Source organism: Pseudogracilibacillus sp. SO30301A, from assembly GCF_037072025.1.
Classification (GTDB): Bacteria; Bacillota; Bacilli; order Bacillales; family Amphibacillaceae; genus Pseudogracilibacillus.
The window spans coordinates 172,654-192,037 of record NZ_JAXHDD010000002.1 but is presented as its reverse complement, the minus strand read 5'-3'; the positions used below and the strand labels follow the sequence as shown (position 1 = coordinate 192,037).

General features: G+C 36.0%; 16 protein-coding genes. 3 read left to right on the top strand and 13 right to left on the bottom strand.

The features are described from left to right. Positions 1-148: 148 nt before the first annotated feature. The 3 genes from SPD89_RS02640 to SPD89_RS02630 form a co-directional block, all read right to left on the bottom strand. Complete coding sequence (locus tag SPD89_RS02640) at positions 149-1,831, bottom strand: peptide ABC transporter substrate-binding protein (protein WP_336260406.1); 1,683 nt, start codon at positions 1,829-1,831, stop codon at positions 149-151. Between the two features lie 135 nt (positions 1,832-1,966). Continuing rightward, positions 1,967-3,499, bottom strand: coding sequence for an MFS transporter (locus tag SPD89_RS02635; protein ID WP_336260405.1), 1,533 nt, complete (start codon positions 3,497-3,499; stop codon positions 1,967-1,969). A 420-nt stretch (positions 3,500-3,919) separates the two neighbouring features. After that, positions 3,920-4,819, bottom strand: a complete 900-nt coding sequence (locus tag SPD89_RS02630; RefSeq protein ID WP_336260404.1) for a DUF1002 domain-containing protein — start codon at positions 4,817-4,819, stop codon at positions 3,920-3,922. Between the two features lie 191 nt (positions 4,820-5,010). On the opposite strand from SPD89_RS02630, the gene SPD89_RS02625 reads away from it, so the two are divergent. Next, complete coding sequence (locus tag SPD89_RS02625; RefSeq protein WP_336260403.1) at positions 5,011-5,256, top strand: DUF1450 domain-containing protein; 246 nt, start codon at positions 5,011-5,013, stop codon at positions 5,254-5,256. A gap of 588 nt (positions 5,257-5,844) precedes the next feature. On the opposite strand, the gene SPD89_RS02620 is transcribed toward SPD89_RS02625, so the two are convergent. From SPD89_RS02620 to SPD89_RS02600, 5 genes are all read right to left on the bottom strand, one after another. Further along, on the bottom strand, positions 5,845-7,014 hold the full coding sequence (locus SPD89_RS02620; protein ID WP_336260402.1) for an iron-containing alcohol dehydrogenase: 1,170 nt from the start codon (positions 7,012-7,014) through the stop codon (positions 5,845-5,847). Positions 7,015-7,074: 60 nt separating this feature from the next. Then, positions 7,075-7,449 carry a RidA family protein gene (locus SPD89_RS02615; RefSeq protein WP_336260401.1) on the bottom strand — a complete coding sequence of 125 codons (375 nt, stop codon included), beginning with the start codon at positions 7,447-7,449 and terminating at the stop codon, positions 7,075-7,077. A gap of 91 nt (positions 7,450-7,540) precedes the next feature. Next, positions 7,541-7,768, bottom strand: a complete 228-nt coding sequence (locus SPD89_RS02610) for a hypothetical protein (RefSeq protein WP_336260400.1) — start codon at positions 7,766-7,768, stop codon at positions 7,541-7,543. A gap of 13 nt (positions 7,769-7,781) precedes the next feature. Next, complete coding sequence (locus tag SPD89_RS02605) at positions 7,782-8,399, bottom strand: lysozyme family protein (protein ID WP_336260399.1); 618 nt, start codon at positions 8,397-8,399, stop codon at positions 7,782-7,784. A gap of 36 nt (positions 8,400-8,435) precedes the next feature. Further along, complete coding sequence (locus SPD89_RS02600) at positions 8,436-9,779, bottom strand: MATE family efflux transporter (RefSeq protein ID WP_336260398.1); 1,344 nt, start codon at positions 9,777-9,779, stop codon at positions 8,436-8,438. A 151-nt stretch (positions 9,780-9,930) separates the two neighbouring features. Here SPD89_RS02600 and SPD89_RS02595 point away from each other — a divergent pair, with 151 nt between their 5' ends. Further along, on the top strand, positions 9,931-11,553 hold the full coding sequence (locus SPD89_RS02595) for a long-chain fatty acid--CoA ligase (protein ID WP_336260397.1): 1,623 nt from the start codon (positions 9,931-9,933) through the stop codon (positions 11,551-11,553). 416 nt (positions 11,554-11,969) lie between these two features. On the opposite strand, the gene SPD89_RS02590 is transcribed toward SPD89_RS02595, so the two are convergent. The 5 genes from SPD89_RS02590 to SPD89_RS02570 all read right to left on the bottom strand — a co-directional run bounded on the left by SPD89_RS02590 (position 11,970) and on the right by SPD89_RS02570 (position 17,286). After that, a complete protein-coding gene (locus SPD89_RS02590; RefSeq protein WP_442961025.1) occupies positions 11,970-13,433 on the bottom strand; it encodes a CoA-acylating methylmalonate-semialdehyde dehydrogenase in 1,464 nt (487 codons plus the stop codon). A gap of 24 nt (positions 13,434-13,457) precedes the next feature. Then, positions 13,458-14,801, bottom strand: coding sequence for an aspartate aminotransferase family protein (locus SPD89_RS02585; RefSeq protein ID WP_336260395.1), 1,344 nt, complete (start codon positions 14,799-14,801; stop codon positions 13,458-13,460). A gap of 268 nt (positions 14,802-15,069) precedes the next feature. Further along, the gene (locus tag SPD89_RS02580; RefSeq protein ID WP_336260394.1) at positions 15,070-15,552 is read right to left on the bottom strand and encodes a hypothetical protein; all 483 of its coding nucleotides are present in this window, start codon (positions 15,550-15,552) and stop codon (positions 15,070-15,072) included. Beyond that, positions 15,524-17,122 carry a sodium:solute symporter family transporter gene (locus tag SPD89_RS02575; RefSeq protein WP_336260393.1) on the bottom strand — a complete coding sequence of 533 codons (1,599 nt, stop codon included), beginning with the start codon at positions 17,120-17,122 and terminating at the stop codon, positions 15,524-15,526. The genes SPD89_RS02580 and SPD89_RS02575 overlap by 29 nt, the downstream gene beginning before the upstream one ends. A 26-nt stretch (positions 17,123-17,148) precedes the next feature. After that, complete coding sequence (locus tag SPD89_RS02570; RefSeq protein WP_336260392.1) at positions 17,149-17,286, bottom strand: hypothetical protein; 138 nt, start codon at positions 17,284-17,286, stop codon at positions 17,149-17,151. A gap of 1,650 nt (positions 17,287-18,936) precedes the next feature. Between SPD89_RS02570 and SPD89_RS02565 the strand changes: the two genes are divergently transcribed. Next, entirely contained in the window at positions 18,937-19,371 is a 435-nt protein-coding gene (locus SPD89_RS02565) for a MarR family winged helix-turn-helix transcriptional regulator (protein WP_336260391.1), read from the top strand. Positions 19,372-19,384 lie beyond the last annotated feature (13 nt).

Sequence of the window (19,384 nt, the reverse complement as noted above, 5' to 3'; positions counted from 1 at the left end):
TAAAGATTTGGAATGTAGGTTTGTACATCTCTACAAAACAGCATACAAAAACTGTCTAGTATACTACTAATAGGATGCTTTCTATCAAGTCAATGAAAATAAGGGTGAAATGAATCACCCCTATTTCATTTACAGTTAATAATATCACTTATTCAGCTGCAATATAACCCCACTTAAGATTGAAACTACCAACTGGAGCAACTTCAATACCTTGTACATGGTCTTTGTATGCATATACATGTGTATAGAAGTAAACAGGAACCATTGGCATTTCTTCTATATACAGTTTTTCCGCTTCTTTTAAAATTTCTTGGCGTTTATCTGAATCTAGTTCAGCACGTGATTGTTTTAGTAAATCTTGGAATTCTTCATTTTCCCAGTTTGTATAGTTGTTACCACCAACGGTTTCAAAAATTTCCAAGAAGTTGATTGCGTCGTTAAAGTCAGCAATCCAACCGATACGCCCAATTTGATAATTACCTTCACCTAGATTATCTAGATAAACGTTCCATTCCTCATTGTTAAGTTCAACATCAATTTCTAAATTTTTCTTCCACATATCTTGAACAGCTTGCGCAATAGCTGCGTGTTCTTCATCTGTGTTATAAGAGAGTTTAATTTTTGGAAGTTTGTCTAATCCTAACTCTTCTAGTCCTTTTTCTAAATGTTCTTTCGCTTTTTCTACATCATTATCTTGGAAGTACCCTGTTTCATTTTCTTCAAACATGGAAGGTGGAACTAATGCCATCGCTGGTTTTTGTTCTCCTTTTGATACGTTATCAATGATTGCTTGACGATTAATGGATAAAGCCAATGCTTTACGAATATTTACATTACTAAACATTTCTTCGTCATGGTTCAATGTGTAATAATATACTCCCGCACGGTCTGAAATGTGCAGTTCGCCAGATTCTTCCATCGTTGGAATCGCCGCCAAAGGAATCTTATCAATAGGGTCACCAATCCAATCAAGGTCACCGTTTTCATACATTTGTAATGCGGTTGCTTCCTCATCAATCATATGCATATTAATTGTTTCTAATTTTACTGTCTCGGCATCCCAATAACCTTCATTTTTTTCAATGACAATTTTATCTTTATGATCCCATGATACTAATTTAAACGGTCCATTTGATACATAATCATCACCAGCGTCTAACGCCCATTTATCATTTCCTTCTGACACATTTTCGTTTATAGGATAATACGTGTGAAATGCTGTTAATTCCAAGAAATAATCTGTCGGCTGTTCTAGTTCTACGACTAACGTTTTGTCGTCTTCTGCTGTAATACCAACCTCATCTAAAGAACCTCCATTTTCTTTCGCATCTTCAGCACCTTTAATTGGGTATAGCTGGTATGCATAATCTGTATCTGCATTATCAGGGTTTAACACCCATTTCCATGCATATTCAAAGTCACCAGCAGTTACCGGGTCTCCATTTGTCCAATTAGCATCTTCCCGAATTTTAAATGTATACACTAATCCATCGTCAGACACTTCAATACTCTCTGCCATTGCCTCTTCCGGCTCTCCATCTTGGTTCATCCTTGTTAATCCTTCAAACACTTGGTCAAGTACAGCACTTGATGTTGTATCCGTTGATGTACCAGGATGTAACGAAGGCGGTTCTGACTTAATGTTAACGCTTAACACTTGTTCATCAGCAAGCCCTTCCCCTGTTTCTTCCCCTGTTTCTTCCCCTGATTGTTCTTCCGCTCCATCATCTGTCTTAGCGTCGCTATCTTTATCATCACCACCGCATGCAGCTAAGAAGATACTCATGGCAAAAACAAGTGTAAAAAGTAAAGACCATTTCTTCCAGTTCATTTTTATGAACCTCCCCTTTTAAATTTTACAGATATGTATAAGTTATCTGCAATTTAATTATACATAATTTTTGTAAGTTTTCCATAAAGAATGTTAAAGTTAGAAGATTCCGAACTCAACTTGAGGTTATTGAACTTAATCTGCCTTTGACATTTGCATATAAGAACTAACGATGATTACAATTGCCGAAATGATTACTGCCGCAAAAAACATATCTTGAAAACCAGATTTCATTACACTCGATACTATAGAGTAAAGTTGCTCCTGCAAGTAAGGATCGTTAATTTTTTCTATCTCTTCCACAATTTCACCATAGCCTTCTCCTTCGCTCACCTCGTGAAATGGAATTACAGTTTCACCAAAAACAGCTTTAAATGTCGGCTCTATTTTCATCACACCTGAAGTTATAAAACTGGCAAATATTGTCGGAAATAAGGTTAATCCAACTTGGCGGGTTAATGAAAGTGTTCCAATCGAAGTACCGTATTGATCTTTCTCTACACTTTCACCAACTAAAACATTTAAAGGTGCCCCTAACAAAAATCCTAAACCTATTCCCGCCAATACACTTGCAATAACGAAGGTTGATAAATCATCTACAAAAGAAAAAAACATTAAAAAGCCAAGTAAACCGATAATTCCCGAAACAATAATGGTCCGAGTCGCTCCAATTCGATCAGTTAAAAATCCACCTAAACCTGCGCCTACTCCTGATGCTAACGCTAATGGAGTTAACCAAAAACCTGCATTCTCAGCTGGAACTTGTAAAGCCTGCTGCACAAAGGAAGGTATAAAGATAATACTTGCCAAAAATCCACCTGACAAAAATCCAAGTAGAAGTGTTAATTGAAACGAACGTTTCCGTAATAATGAGGCAGATATAATTGGATCTCCACCATTTTTTTCTAATCGTTTTTCATGAGTTAAGAAGAGATAAATGAACAAAGCACCTGCAATAAGGTAAGGTAAAACTGTAACACTTGTAATGCTTGATAGTAGTTCTAAACTATTTATGTTAGTAATCCCAAACATAAAAGCAACGATCCCCAATGATAAATAAATAGTTCCTGTTACATCAAGTGCATTTGATGTTGGCTGTTTTGTCTCTTCTATTTTTAAGAAACCCATTGCTATTAAAAACAACGCAATCGGAATATTAATTAAAAACATCCATTGCCAAGTTCCAGTTATATGTAAAATAAGTGCTCCAACATTTGGGCCTACTACAGCAGATAAGCCATGCATTCCACCTAATAGACCGAGAACTTTTCCTTGTTGGTTTTTGGGCATGGTAGATAACACGTGTGAAGTCCCGATAATAAAAATTCCGCCACCACCAATGGCTTGAATAAATCTTGCAATAAGGAGCATTGTAAAGTTAGGGCTAATCGCTACTAATAATGAGCCAACGCCAAATAACAGAATCTCAATAATAAACAATCGTTTACGACCATAATTATCTGATAACTTACCAACAATCGGAACGGAGATTGCAACACCTAATGTATAAAGCGTTACTGTCCAAGCTCCCCATGATGGCGATACCCCAAATGAATTATATATTGTAGTTAATGCTGAACTGATGATTCCGTTATCGAGTCCAGCCATAAAAACACCGATAGTAAATAAGGTTATCGGCCACTTTTGTGATACTTGTTTATTTTTCACTGCATCACTCCTACTTTTGGGCAATTATATTTTTATATTTGGTGAGGCACTGCTTATCACATTGATTCAATTTTTCATATTTCCGCAAAATCCATAAGCTCCGACATTGGGAATCTATATGTTGGAAATCGACTCGACGTATTGGCGAACGACTCGACTTGTTCGGATTCGACTCGACATCTAGCGAACGACTCGACTGGTTGGAATGCGACTCGACATCTTAGCCAGCGACTCATCATATTGGAAATTCACTCAACATCGGCGATCGTAAATTCAATATCTGCAATTACAAATCAACTAGCGATCCTATATTTCTGTAGCCATAATTAATTTTATGACATATTTCCCCATCAACTTCGATGAAATGAAGCAGAAAAGTAGGAGAGCTAATGAGAAAAAGGGCCTATAAATAAGAGCCCTTTACCCTTTAAAGAGATTTGCAATACTATCAATTAAATCCTGAAAAAAATTAGAAACTTTGTCCCAAAAACCTTCATCTAATTCTAAATTCATATCATCTAATTTATCTTTGATCGTAGAAGTGATATCTTCCAACTGCTGTTTTACCTGATCAAAATCAATATCTAAGTTTCTCATTTTTTCAAATAAATCAATGAGTAGTTGACGATCTTCTTCACTAAGATTAATTTCTAATTTTTCCAATTGATCCTTTACTATTTGTTCAACTTCTTCTCTTGTTACAGGATCTTGTTCAGCAATTTCCTTTTTAATTTCTGTCATTAATTCAGTTACTTTTTCTTGACTTAGTCCTTCTTTTTTAGAAAGCTCTGTTGTAAAATCCAGCTCTTCATTGGCTACTTCCATTCGGCCTTGTTCTAATTCAGCACCTGCTGCATCATACGCTTTATAAATTCCTGATAATGCTGAAGTACCTGTTACTTGAACAGGAGAAGCAACTTCAATTAAAGCATTCTCAACTCCAGCTGTTAAGAGTGCATTACTATACATTTCACTCGTCACTTGTGTAATATTATCTGCTGTTACAATATTAACAACAATGCCATGTCCTTTGTCTTTATGAGTAATTTTAACCGATGAAAACATTCTTGAATTTGGGTCCCCATTAATATAATGAGCAATATCCTTACCAGTAACATTCATTTCTGTTACCTTATCTGAATCAACTTCTAGTAATCTCCTTACTTCTTCTCTCTGAGCATCTGATAATGTATCACCATATACAACAATCGGTTCATCCAACATTTCATCCGTTTGAACTGCGTGAGTCAAAGTTGTGGAATTAACAGCCAGTCCAAAAACGATTGATAATATTAAAAACAACTTACTAATATATCTCATTTGATAAACTCCTTTTCTAAACTTAATACATATTTTATGCTTAATTATCGTAAAATACAATTGAAATTATATGACAAAAGAAAAAACATTATATTTAAATTGGTACGATATAGGCAGTTCTATTGCAAATGTTCGTAAGGAAATGATATAACTACATTATCAAAAGCTATTATAGAAAGTTTGTGATTTAAATGGGTATTGTTATTGTAGACATCTGCAGTGCTAATCTCATCACAACATTAAATATAGAGGAAATTATTGAAGGGGAATTTCCAGAAGTTGCCGTTTTAATGAACAGCTGTTTATCTTTTTGTGGCTTATGTGCCAAGAGTCCATATGCGCATGTTAATGGAAAACTTGTCCACGGAAAAACTCCAGAACAATGTTTAGAGAGAATTCGAGAAGAAATTAAAAAAGAATTGGCAGTTTATGCATAACAACTGCTAATTCTTTTTTTAATTTCACAAAACTTCCCTGGTGTCTATTCAGTCAAAATTTTTACCGCATCTTCCTTTTCCCGCATCAAGCTCTGATATGGGGACAATTCTGCTGTACCTCTTTTTTTGGCCGATAGGAAAGCATAAAACTTTCCTACTGCATATGTGTAACTAAGGCACTCGCCATTAAAGGCTGCACTCTAGAGCATAAGTGCAACATCACCTCTGTCTTTCGCCATTACGGCTCTAAGGAAGGCCGACTAAGAACAGGCTTTGCGCCTAGCGTTGGTATACTCCTTTGAAGGGGCATATTTTCTCTAACGAATGCCAAGTTTTCTAATTTTTGCACGAGATCAGGAACGAGAGAGCACCGCCGATATTTTCTGGCAGTTTCTTGTTAAAATTTGTCCGCGGCAAACTTCAGCGGACAAACTGCTTTACCTTTTGATCATTATTTATCCGAGGGAGGGCACCACGGACAATTTTTGCCGAATTTACATCACTATTGGCTGAGGGAGACCGCACCGGACAATTTTCATCGAATTTTCGGTATATTTTGTCCGCAAGAGAAGCAACGAACCTCCTTTTTTATAAACTACTCTTTACAATTTCAACTACATCCTGCTCTGTTAATCGCTTAAAATTTCCACATTTCGGTTGTGTTTCAATAGTCTTTTCTGCAATTAACGGTAATGTTTCTTCCGTTATATTATAATCACTTAATTTGGACGGCGCACCCCAAGATGCCCATGTAGTTGCTAATAAATCTATTCCTTCTCTTGCTACTTCCATATCCGATTTACCCTCAGAATCAATAAGCAATACATTCGTCGCTAATTGTTTGAAGCGCATGACATTTGTTTCATCTAAAACATAATGCATCCAATGTGGAAATAAAATAGCCATTCCACCGCCATGAGGAACATCGTGAACTGCAGAAAGAGCATGATCAATGTGATGGGTTCCCCAATCGCCAATAAAACCCATATTGAGCTGATCGCTCAATGCTATTGTACTTGCATAGGCAACCGTTTCACGATGCTTATAATTTTCTAAGTCATTAAGTAGTTTAGGTGTTACATCAATCAATGTACGAAGCACACTTTCACAAAATTGATCCTGAATGGGTGTATTTTCTTCGGAATGAAAATAATGTTCTAATACATGTGACATAGCATCAACAGCACCATTTACCGTTTGTTCTATCGGTACCGATGTCATAAAAGTCGGATCTATAATTGCAAATTTAGCACGGGAAAAAGAAGAAACCCAAGCTCGTTTATCTTTTGTCTTCCAGTCCGAAATTACAGAGCTTAAGCTCATTTCCGCTCCTGTGCCCGCAATAGTTACAATGGATCCATATGGCAAACCATCTGTCGCCCTTACTTTCCTACTAATAATATCCCAAACATCTACATCCGTTTTTGCACCAACGACAATCGCTTTTGTGCAATCGATTACACTACCACCACCAATAGCTAAAACAAAATCTACATTTTCTTCTTTACAGATTTCGATTCCTTTTCGCACAGTTGTAACTCGAGGATTTGGTTCCACTCCATCTAATTCTACCCATTCAACATCTGCAGCTTTTAATATATTCGTAACTTCATCATATACACCGTTTCGTTTTATACTCCCACCACCATATACGAGAAGCACTTTTTCACCATACTTAGTCACTTCTTTTGATAATTGACCCAATTGTCCCTTCCCAAATAGCAGTTTCGTAGGATTAAAATACATAAATGATTGCACAAAACCACCTCACATTTCATTAAGTTATGAAAAAAAAATAAAGGAGTTAGCAAAACCCCTTTACTTTAAATAAGCTACAGCGTCAATCTCAACTAGAACATCCTTTGGTAGGCGACTAACTTCAACTGTCGCACGTGCAGGGTAAGGTTTTTTCAAATAACGACCGTATATTTCATTTACCGTTCCAAAGTTATCCATTGAATTCAAATAAATTGTAAATTTTACAACCTGTGAGAAATTCGCTCCACCTTCAAGTAATACTGTTCGTAAATTTTCCATTACTTGAATCGTTTGATTTTCTATTCCCTCTACAACATTTCCAGTTTCAGGATTAATCGGGATTGCTCCTGATGCATATAAAAAATCTCCAGCAATAACCGCTTGTGAATATGGACCAATTGCCTCGGGCGCTTTATTTGTGTAAACTTCTTTCATTGCTAAAACTCCCCTTCTTTAATTTATTTGCTTGTTCTAATAATACCAATTAATTTCTTGCTTTAAAATAGTAAAATTACATTTTATTCATTTACTTTTTAATTCTACAGCTAACCCCATGCACACTATTAGCTTCTAACACTTTTAAACTAAAATGAAACAAAAAGAATAATCCTAAACAAATAATTGCAACCGCTATTGACTGATGAGCCACAAAATTATTTGTAATCAATTCCTTATAAAGTAAGTATACACCAAAAAGGATTGATCCAAACCCAATTAAAAATGATAATTTTCCACACCAGCTTAATGTTTTCACCTATAGCAGCTCCTTAATTTGTGACAAACTTTTGTTTGTATTCCATCACATCTTGTGCATAGAAAATATCGCCGTAACAAGCATCATATTGTTTCGCTTCTTCGCGCAAACAGGTATATAAGGAAGGATCATCCGCGTTTTTATACATTTCCTGGGAAAACTTTATCGTTGTATCTTGATTATATGATTGTTTATTTTTTTTAAGATAATAAATAAAGCCTATACCAAAATTATATGCTTGAATGGCTAATTCTATTTCCCCATCTGCGGCCTGTAAAGCTTCTGCAAAATAAGATACCCCCTGCTTAATGGACTGTTCCGGATCAGTAATACAACCAACTTCTCCACATAAACTTTCTGAAGATTGCATCGGGTCATCACCACGTCCACCAGATTCCTGAAGCATCATAGCCAAAAGTACATCCGTATGTTCTTCTACATCGAACTCTATTGCATATTTTTCAACAGTTGATCGATATTGTTCTACTTTTTTTGTAAAAACATGCTGAACAATTTTTCCTTTTTTAAATTCATCTTTTGATGTATATAGAGATACTCCAACAAGAAGTAATGACATCATGAATACTAGGGCAAAAACCCGAATAAATACTTTATAACCAGAACATTTCATGCTATGTATGCCCCTAACCTTTTAACAGTTTAATAGTTATTTATCAACTTGAAACAATTCTTTTTTACGCCACTTTCCATAACGATAGTAAGCGCTCGCTAGTATACTACTGATAATAAAACTAGCACCTAATCCAAAAGCAATACCAACTTCATCATAAACGCTAGAAAATAAATATGTCAATGGATATCTTAACACCCAAAATGAAATAATATTTAACACTAGTACTTGATACATTGCACCAGCAGCGCGAACCACGCCATTTAAAATAAAATTTATTCCTAAAAATGGGAAACAAAATGCCATGATACGTAAGTATTGACTCGCAAATTTAACCGCTTCTTCCTCTTGAATAAATAATCTAACACCATGTTCAGCAAATAGTACAATACATATTCCAATCAGACACATAATAGTTAAATTATACAATAGTCCATACTTTGTTATTTGATGAACTCTTCTCCAATTAGAAACCCCAATATTTTGTCCAGCCATACTATTAACAGCAGTACCTAATGCATGGGCGGGCAACATTATGATACTATCGATTCTTTGTGCTGCTCCAAATCCACCTACAACAGATCCGCCGAAGACTGTCACAACACTCAAAATAGCTGCTGACCCTGCAGAAATAACAGACATTTGTAAACCTGCTGGAATACCCAAATTTAAAATTAACTTTACTTCATGTAATTGAGGTTTTTTCGGGACTTGAAAAGGAGCCAATTTATTGCGTAAAACGAAATACAATCCATAGAGAAAAGCAATTCCTTGAGCTATAATTGTAGCGTACGCAGCACCTTTAACACCAAAATTAAATCCAGCAATAAATAATGGATCTAAGAAAATATTTAAGACAACTGCAATTAGGACAAATTTTAAAGGACTTTTACTATCTCCGATGGAACGAAGAACTGTACTAATAAAGTTATAACCAAATAAAAAAAGCATTCCTACAAAGTTAATCCGTAAATAGTCCATCGCTAATGGCAGTAACTCATTGGGAGTTCCAAGTAACATTAACAACTGTTCCGATAATATATACCCAAAAACACTTAATATAATTGCGAGAAATGTAAGGGTTACAACAAAGGCATTTAAATAATTTTTTAAACCTTGTCGATTTCCTTGCCCCTTTTGCTGAGAAAGTATTGTTAATGCCGCATTATTTAATCCAATAACAAAAGAAAGCACAGTAAAAATGATTGCTCCGGAAATAGCTACTGCCCCAAGTGCGTCGGCTCCCAGTAAGTTTCCAACCCAAAGACTATCGACTACTTGGTAAGACGTTTGTAGTAAATTCGCTAAAATAATCGGACCAGAAAAGAATATTAATTGCTTAAAAATATTTCCTTCCGTAAAGTCATACTGCTTCTTCATTCTTATCTACCCCACTACCTCTTTATTTTACCTTATCATAGTTTGTTTTGTTAGCGATAAAAACTAATAGCAATCTTCGGTATTTTCAAATTATTATTAATGTGGTATTATTAGACAAACATTATAATTATTATATAAGGGGTTGGTTTTATTGATGAATCATCCATTAACTGTTGGGGCAATGATGGAACATGCGGAAAAGTTTTTCCCGAAAAAGGAAGTCATTTCACAGTCACATGACAAAATACACCGACTTACCTATAAGGAAATTGGTAAACGAACCCGGCGTCTTATGAGCGCACTACATAATCTTGGCATTAGAAAAGGTGACCGAGTAGGAACACTAGCTTGGAACACCCACAGGCACCTTGAAATTTACTTTGCTGCTCCAGGAATGGGCGCAGTGTTACACACAATAAATATTAGATTATCTCCAGAACATATTATTTACATCATCAATCATGCAGAAGACAAAATAATTTTTGTAGATGAAGATATTTTACCTCTTGTAGATAAACTCCAAGACCATCTCAAAACTGTAAAAACCTATATCGTCATGACAGATAAAGATAAATTACCTGATAACAGTCTATCTAATGTATATTCCTATGAACAACTTTTAGAAAAAGGCGATGAGGATTACGAATTTATTAAAAATATCGATGAAACTGATCCTGCTGGAATGTGTTACACCTCGGCTACAACAGGAAAGCCAAAAGGTGTGCTATATTCACACCGAGGAATTGCATTGCACAGTCTTGCTTTAGGCTTAGCAGACACAGCAGCAATCTCTGAAGCCGACATCTCCATGCCAGTTGTTCCACAGTTTCATGTGAATGCATGGGGAATGCCGTTTGCTTGTACTTGGTTCGGTTCTACTCAAGTAATGCCTGGTCCAAGATTTACTCCGGAAAGACTTGCCCGCTTTATAGAAGAATATAAGGTTACAGTTACTGCAGGTGTTCCTACTATTTGGTTAGGTCTATTAAAAGAATTAGAGGAGAAAGAATATGATCTGTCTAGTCTACGAGGAATTTTATGTGGAGGATCTGCAGCACCTATTGGAATGATACGTACATTCGAAGAAAAATATAACATACCATTTTTCCATGCATATGGAGCAACTGAAACAACTCCGCTTGCAACATATTCGCGACTGAAAAGCTATCAAAAAGACTTAACATTAGATGAAAAAGCGCTTGAAAAAACACGACAAGGAATTCTTGTTCCTGGCCTTGAAATGAAAGTAGTTGGAGAGGAAGGAGAAATTCCTTGGGATAACAACACAATGGGGGAGTTGCTACTACGTGGTCCATGGATTGCAGACTCTTACTATAATGATGAACGATCAGAATCTGCATTTATAGACGGCTGGTTTTATACCGGTGATGTTGTGACAGTTGATGAAGAAGGTACGATTAAAATTGTTGACCGTACTAGTGATTTAATAAAAAGTGGCGGGGAATGGATTTCATCTGTAGAACTTGAAAATGTGTTAATGGCACACGAAGCAGTCTTTGAAGCAAGTGTTGTAGCAATTCCTGACGAAAAATGGCAAGAACGACCAATTGCATGTGTCGTTTTACATGATAAGTTTGTTGGTAAAGTTCAAAAGCAAGAATTACTTGCCTTTTTAGAACCTCAGTTTGCTAAGTTTTGGCTCCCAGATGATATATTATTTGTAGAAGAAATCCCTAAATCATCTGTCGGTAAATTTTTGAAGCGTGAACTGAGAAAATACGTATTGGAGCATTATCAAGCTCAAGAAAAGTAGTCGAATTAACTGTCCCAACATCACATGACATTTGGGACAGTTTTTATTTTTTAGAGGATGTTCAAAAAGTCCGGTAAAAATCACACTGCGAATTTCGCACGAATGCTTGTTTCTCCGCTACTCATGTATCTAAATGCATACATTCCGCTGACGGGAGCTGCGCCGCCTCGAACTTCTTGATCCTTTTTATCCTCCTTTTTGAACACGCACTTTTAATGAAACCTTTAAATTTGAAATGCGACTAAGCATCTTTTTTAGCCACTAAACATCTTCGCTGAGCTACTTCGCATCTTTTCCAGCGACTTAGGCATCATGATCATGGATGAGCAACTATGCATCTTTCACAGCCTCTATGCATGTTTCCAAGCGTCTCTTCATATGAAAACGCACAGTTTTCACTGTGCGTTCAGAACATTTTATTCAACCCATCTTCCTGTTACTACTTTCTTTCTTGTATAAAATTGTAAACCATCTTTGCCATTTGCATGCAAGTCTCCATAGAATGAATCTTTCCATCCCGAGAATGGGAAAAATGCCATTGGGGCAGGGACGCCAATATTAACACCTAACATTCCAGCATCGATATTTTCCCTAAATGTTCTTACACTTCCACCGTTATTTGTAAATATACAAGATCCATTTGCGAAATTAGATTTATTCGTTAATTTGATTGCTTCATCTAAGTTTTTTACTCGGCTTATTGATAATACAGGAGCGAAAATTTCGTCTTGCCAAATTTTCATTTCACTTGTCACATGATCGAAAATAGTCGGTCCGACGAAATATCCGCCTTCTTGAGCACTCTTGTCTTTTCTACCATCCCGAATTAGTGTTGCGCCTTCTTTTTCTCCTATTTCAATATAATGTAATGTTCTTTCCTTATGTGAATCACGAATGACAGGTCCTAAAAAAATGCCTTCATCTAAACCATTTCCTATTTTAATCTCATTTGCTTTTGCAACTAGTTGCGATATAAACTCATCTGCAACCGATTCTTCTACAGCTACGACAGAGCAAGCCATACACCGCTCACCTGCAGAACCAAATGCAGCCTTTAAGACCTCCGTACTAGCATGATCCAAATTAGCATCCTTTAAAACGATCGAATGGTTTTTAGCACCAGCAAGTGCCTGAACGCGTTTCAGATTTGCTGTTCCTCGCTTATATACATATTCTGCAACTGGTTGAGAGCCTACAAAAGAAATTGCGGCAATGTCTTCATGATCGAGCATTCCATTTACAACATCATGAGCACCATGGACGATATTAAACACACCTCTAGGTAAACCAGCTTCTACAAGCAACTCTGCCAATCGATTTGCTAAAAGAGGCGTCCGTTCAGACGGCTTTAACACAAAGGTATTACCGGTTACAATTGCCATCGGAAACATCCATGTCGGAACCATCATTGGAAAGTTAAATGGGGTAATTCCACCAATTACACCGATTGGATAACGATACACGCCTGACTCTAATCCTTGAGCAATAGAAGGAAGTTGTTCTCCCATCATAAGAGAAGGGGATCCAGCAGCAAATTCTACACATTCAATGCCACGCAAAACTTCTCCATGAGCCTCCTCAAAGTTTTTACCATTCTCTTTTGTTATTAATCTAGCTAATTCATCCCAATGATCTATGAGTAATTGTTGATATTTAAACAAAATTCTTGCTCGTTTTGGAACTGGCTCTTCCTTCCATGTTTCGAACGTTTCGGCAGCGACCTTTACTGCATTATCGAGTTCCTCTTTTGTTGAAATTGGAACTTCGGCAATCACCTCTCCAGTTGCCGGATTATAGACTGGCTCCAATTTATCTGTCTTTGCATCCACCCATTCTCCGCCGATAAAATTTTTAATTTTTCTAGCAACTTTTGTAGTCAAAACAATCACTTCCATTCAATATTTTTACAATTTAGCAAAAGCCTTTTTTAAAGTTGTTACAATAAAGTCTAGATCATCGTTCGTTAAATTTAGAGGCGGGCTTAAAGCGATAATATTATTAAATCCAGCCACCGTATCCCCGTTCTTGCCAATAATCAGTCCATTTTCTTTACAGAATCCAATAATACTATTCACTTTTTCAACATCTGCAGGTTGCTTCGTCTTTTTATCTTCTACAAGTTCAATGCCGATGAGTAATCCTTTTCCTCTTATATGACCAACATTAGGGTGACTTTCCAAATCTAACAATCTCTCTTTTAACCTTTTCCCCATCATTTCGGAGCGTTCAATTAGATTCTCATTTTCATATATTTCCATGTTCTTTATCGCCAGAGCACATGCGGCCGGATTTCCGCCAAACGTACTGACATGTCGGAAATGGTCATATTCACCTTTTCCTTTAAATTGATCATAAACTTCCTTTCTGACAGCCGTTGCAGCAAGGGGAAGATAGCCGCTTGTAATCCCTTTAGCCATCGTCACAATATCAGGCTTTATTCCTGAATGCTGGAAGCCAAATTTTTTACCTGTTCGCCCAAAACCACAAATTACCTCATCTAGAATTAACAGTGCACCATGCTTATCACAAATCTCCCTTACGCGTGGCAAGTAACTTTCATGTGGGATAATAACTCCACCACCGGTAATAAACGGTTCCATAATTACACCTGCAACTGTTTCACTTAATTCCCATGTCATCACACGATCGATTTCGTCCGCAGCAGCTAAACTTTGCTCTTCCAAAGTTCCTTTATATGGACTTCGGTATATATCGGGAGGAGTCACATGAATAAACCCTCCAGCAAGCGGTTCATACATATACTTTCTTTGTGCCTGACCAGTTGCAGCCAGTGCTCCCATTGAATTACCATGATATCCACGGTATCGTGAAATAAACTTATGCCTTCCCGTTTCTCCTTTATGGTGGTGATATTGTCGTACAATTTTAAATGCTGTTTCATTCGCTTCGGAACCGCTGTTAGAAAAGAAAATAACATACTCGTCTTCTAGCCAGTCATTTAACTTCTCGGCGAGTTTAATTGCGGGTACATGACTTTGAGATAGGGGAAAATATGCCATTTTCTTCAATTGTTCATAAGCCACTTCCGCAAGTTCATCTCGTCCATAACCAGTATTTACACACCAAAGACCAGCCATGGCATCCAAATATTTATTCCCATCTATATCCGTTATCCAAGCCCCGCTTGCTTCTTCTGCGATAATGGTTGACTCAGGGTTAAATGGCTTAACGGCATGCCATACATACTGTTCATCCTTTTTTGATAAATCATCTGTATTTGTGATCAATTTACTACGCTCCTCTCTATTCACCTTACATATTATGATATATTGTTTTTCATTTTAGCCATTAGACAAAATGTAAAAAGATATTCTTCCCCATTTAACGTTAAGAAGCCATTTATCATCATACAGTATACTTCTTCCAATATTCCCCACAGCGTTTACTATATTCAATAAGCTTCTTACAGAATAAAACACACACTTATCATTTATTTTTTAATTTGTCATCATTTTTGGTCTATAGACCTTCTGTTACTAAAGTAGATGAGTACATTTATAATGGATGGTAATTTCCACTAATTGCATCTACTATTATTAGTGACTGTTCTTTATATTTAGTTAAGCTAATAAGCCAAAAAGGACGGTAATAAAGTGTTTTGGATGAAAATTTTATTTTAGGTACTTTTAGAAACTTCACTTTCTTGGAAATATTTTCAGAAATAAAATACTTTGCGGCTTTCTTAGCCTCATTTTCAGCTATGACTATTTCTAGTTGAAAATCTTGTTCAATCTCATATTGAATCAATTGAGGAAACACGTCTACTAGAGCACATTTTCCATCCAAAGCATCCACTGTACACGCGGTCTTTCCTTGTAATCCTACAACTGTTTTAACCGACACATCAAACTCGAAAAAATAATACGGATAATAAACCATATTTTCTACTTTGATCGTTGATTGTTTTTCTAAGCCTTTCATTAACCTCTCAACCTGATGCTCAGGAAACTCAAGTTCTTGTGTAAAAACCATCGTCATGGTTAATTCCCCTTACTTGTTTGACTTCCTCTCGTAAAAACTTAGAAATACGATTAGCCTCAGGAGCTAAATCACGAGTGATATTTTTATCAAACTCTTTCGAAAACAATCGTGGAAATCTTGATTCTTCAAATACTTCTTCTATTTCCTTAGATGGTTTCGGCCCGATTTTACTTCCGATAATCATTCCTAAAATCGATATAATTAACCCAGCCAAAAATGGATGAAGACCCGTTATTGATTCAAAATTCAACGATGTCCACAAGATATTTGTTGTCGCTCCGCCAATCATAGCCATTAGACAACCAACATAATTAGCCTTTTTCGAATAAACTGAAGCCACATAAGGAACTAAAAAACTATTTCCTAATGTTCCAAAAGCAAAAATAACAAGAGCAAAAACTGAAGGCGGCTCATAGATGGCTACAATAACACCTACAATTCCACCCGCTAAAATGCATAACCTTGACACAAGAACCATTGTTTTTTGACTTGCATTTTTGTTTATAAAACGTTGAAAAATATCACGTGACAATATGGAACCGGCTTGCATTAATATGGAGTCGGCTGTTGACATAACAGCAGACATTATTGCAGACAGTAAAATTGCTGCGAAGATTCCCGGGAATAAGGTATAAGCTAATTCGGTTATAACCATTTCTGGATCTGCAATGGTCGGTAATAAAATAATGCCTATCATTCCTAAAATATAAGGTACAAAAATAAAGAATTGATTCCATACAGCACTAATTAGAACGGCACCTTTAACGGTCTTTGTACTTTTCATTGACATATGGCGTACAACAACATGAGGGAGTCCCATGTATCCTATAGAATAAATAAGTATTGCCCCTAAAACCACACCCCATTGACCATAAAATGCTAGATCCTTCCCCCAAATACTTAAATAAGTTGGATCAATTTCAGCAAGTGATGCATTCAATCCTGATAAACCACCTACATAAAAATAAGCAAGAACACCTATCCCAATAACACCAGTAACCATTATTAAACCTTGTACAAAAGAGGTGTATGCCACCGCTAAGTATCCACCTGCAACTGTATAGATTAAAATGACACTAATTCCAATTAGTAATGAAACTTCATAAGAGAACCCCGTTAAAGTCGACAACGCTTTACCAGCAGCAATGAATTGAGCACAAACGTAACCAAATAAAAATACTATGGCAATAAGAGAGCCTATAACACGTACGCTTGCATGTTCAAATCGTTTTTCTAAGTATTCAATTGGAGACAGTGCTCCTAGTTTCTCGGACATCCTTCTCATTCTTTTTCCTAGTACTGAAAGGTTAATGATTGATCCTCCGGCATCACCTATTGCGTACCAAACTGCATACCACCCGTATTGAAAAGCCATCGCTGGAGCACCCATAAACATAAACCCACTCATAGCAGTCGTTTGCATTGTCATTGCTGTAACAGCCGGTCCTAGGGAACGTCCGCCCAATAAGTATTGTTCTGTTGATTCAGAAGATTTACGGGAAAACCAAATACCGATTCCTAGTAATACTCCCAAATAAATAACAAAAATAATACCATCTAATTTCATGTTCAATGGCCTCCGACCTTGAATTTTTATTTATTGATTTTTTCCAAGCGTTCCTCTTCATCGTCGACTTTTTTCATTTTAAAATAAATAATAGTCGCTAACCCTAACCATATAAAAGGCCAAGGAAGGATTAACCAAAAAGTCTCTGCCGGTAAGTTAAACAAGTATTTCACCTCCCTATTACTCTCATAAAACAATCTTGAGTGACTTGAAAATAAAGCCTTTTTATTATGTCAACATATATAATACATTCACTTTACTCATATTACATTGGACATCGTGTTAAATGTAGATAACGCTTTCATTCACATTTTGAATAACATAAAAGTTGAAGAGGACTGGATGTCTTTACTAGCATAGCAGCTTCAGAAAAAAATCTGAATGGCTTGAACCAAACCAAACACAAAATTTGTAACGATATTCGACCATCTCGATTCATTGATCCAAAAAACTAAAACCTTGGGACTAAATGAGTTATTTGGTAGCCTTTTACAGATAATGATTATTATCTCAGAGACTTGAATCATCAAGGTCTAGAACTTTTGCGATGGCTAAATTCAACTGCCACCGTGCCTTGCTCGGCAGGAGATATCTCCACTTTCTAGGAAAAGTATTGTTTAATCAGTACTTGTTAGCCTCACAAAAAAGCCTTGAAAGGCATCTAAGCCAGTCAAGGTTCTAGCACAAATTTAGCTTTTCAATTGAAATTGAATTACATACTATCTCAACGTTAAGAGGGAGCATTAAGATTTTACAGTTCAGTAAAAGGTGTCCTTCACTTTGGACATCGACAACCTCTATATCTTGGAGAAAATAAGAAATTTGTGATTTTGCTAACTCTCTTAAAAGGTTTTCTCTATCTTCTGCACTGGTATTGAAGGAAAATTTAGAACATGCCAAAAATGACAATTTAACATTAAAGTCTGTATCCTCAAACACAAGTGCTATTTCGTCACAAAAGAAACTTGAAATCAAATTTTAATACTCTAGCATCCCAATAATGCATTGCTTCAATTTCTCTTAACACTTTTTTAGCTTTCAATTGTGTCACCTCACTTTTTATACGGCAAATGAATTGGTGGGTAAAGCAACATTTGGTCTTGAAGAAGCTTTACGGTAAGAGACAAAATACTGTATTCAATCAGATTTATATCGCTATGATTACATACTGCTTAAACCTATTGCTCAAACAAGAACTAGGTTATTAAGGGCTCTTACTAGAAATGATGGATTTGATTAGCGATTGCTGGTCAAACAAACTGACATCCTCTATATCCAAGTTATTAAAGAAACCGATCAAACATCCAGAGGACAGCGAAGTCTTCAGCATCAACGTATCTTTGAAGAAACTTTAGCACAATATGAATCAGGAGATGTTAACCATTTGGATGATCTAACCTACGATTCTATTTTTTAAATGATTTACAAAAAGTAGATAAAGGACTACCTTCATAACCACGTTGACTTTTTTTACTAAGATGCAACGAATGATTACAATCTGAATTATCAGTCAAATTTAGGGCATTAAAAATTAAATGCTTAACTAATTTATAATTCTTTTATGCAACGCTAGTGATCTATAGTACATGAGGGATTATTTTTTATCACAAAGAATGATTACGGCCACTCTAATGTACCAGCAATGACATAATCTGTACCAATGAGTGACAAGATATTTACCAATGAATGACAGCCTTTTTACCTCCTGTATAATTATTGAACATACTTGATGTTATGACATTTTTATATAAGATTGACGTTCGACAAATTACTTGCTAATATATTAGACATCTAACATATTAGCAGGTGATCTTTTGTCCTTATATGAACAGGTTAAGCGCATTAACGAAGCAGAATATACCATAAACCGTTTGATATATAAACATTATAAGCAATATTTAAATAGCGGTATTACAACACAACAAGCGGTTGTATTAGATATTGTCTACTTATCAAAACGTATTACGGTTGGTGAAATTGCGATTGAAATGAATATTAGCTCTAGTGCAGTTAGTCAATTAATAGCGAAGTTAGAAAAGAATAGATATATCAAACGGGAAATTAATCTACAAAATCGACGTGAAGTTTTCATAACCTTAGATGAAAATGGATTGGAGTATTTTTCTAAGCAAGATTATGTTGAACAGCAGATTGCAGATAAAATTTACAGCAAACTTTCATCAGACGAGTTAGACGAATTGGAACGCATTGTTGGAAAACTAAGGGGGATCGCAATGAAGGAATTATAAAATTCCTTCATAT

Coding starts and splice junctions, on each gene's coding strand:
- SPD89_RS02615 (WP_336260401.1), bottom strand. CDS start 7,449: ATGAAAGAAGTTTACACAAATAAAGCGCCCGAGGCAATTGGTCCATAT.
- SPD89_RS02630 (WP_336260404.1), bottom strand. CDS start 4,819: ATGAGATATATTAGTAAGTTGTTTTTAATATTATCAATCGTTTTTGGA.
- SPD89_RS02605 (WP_336260399.1), bottom strand. CDS start 8,399: ATGAAATGTTCTGGTTATAAAGTATTTATTCGGGTTTTTGCCCTAGTA.
- SPD89_RS02625 (WP_336260403.1), top strand. CDS start 5,011: ATGGGTATTGTTATTGTAGACATCTGCAGTGCTAATCTCATCACAACA.
- SPD89_RS02640 (WP_336260406.1), bottom strand. CDS start 1,831: ATGAACTGGAAGAAATGGTCTTTACTTTTTACACTTGTTTTTGCCATG.
- SPD89_RS02580 (WP_336260394.1), bottom strand. CDS start 15,552: ATGACGATGGTTTTTACACAAGAACTTGAGTTTCCTGAGCATCAGGTT.
- SPD89_RS02575 (WP_336260393.1), bottom strand. CDS start 17,122: ATGAAATTAGATGGTATTATTTTTGTTATTTATTTGGGAGTATTACTA.
- SPD89_RS02600 (WP_336260398.1), bottom strand. CDS start 9,779: ATGAAGAAGCAGTATGACTTTACGGAAGGAAATATTTTTAAGCAATTA.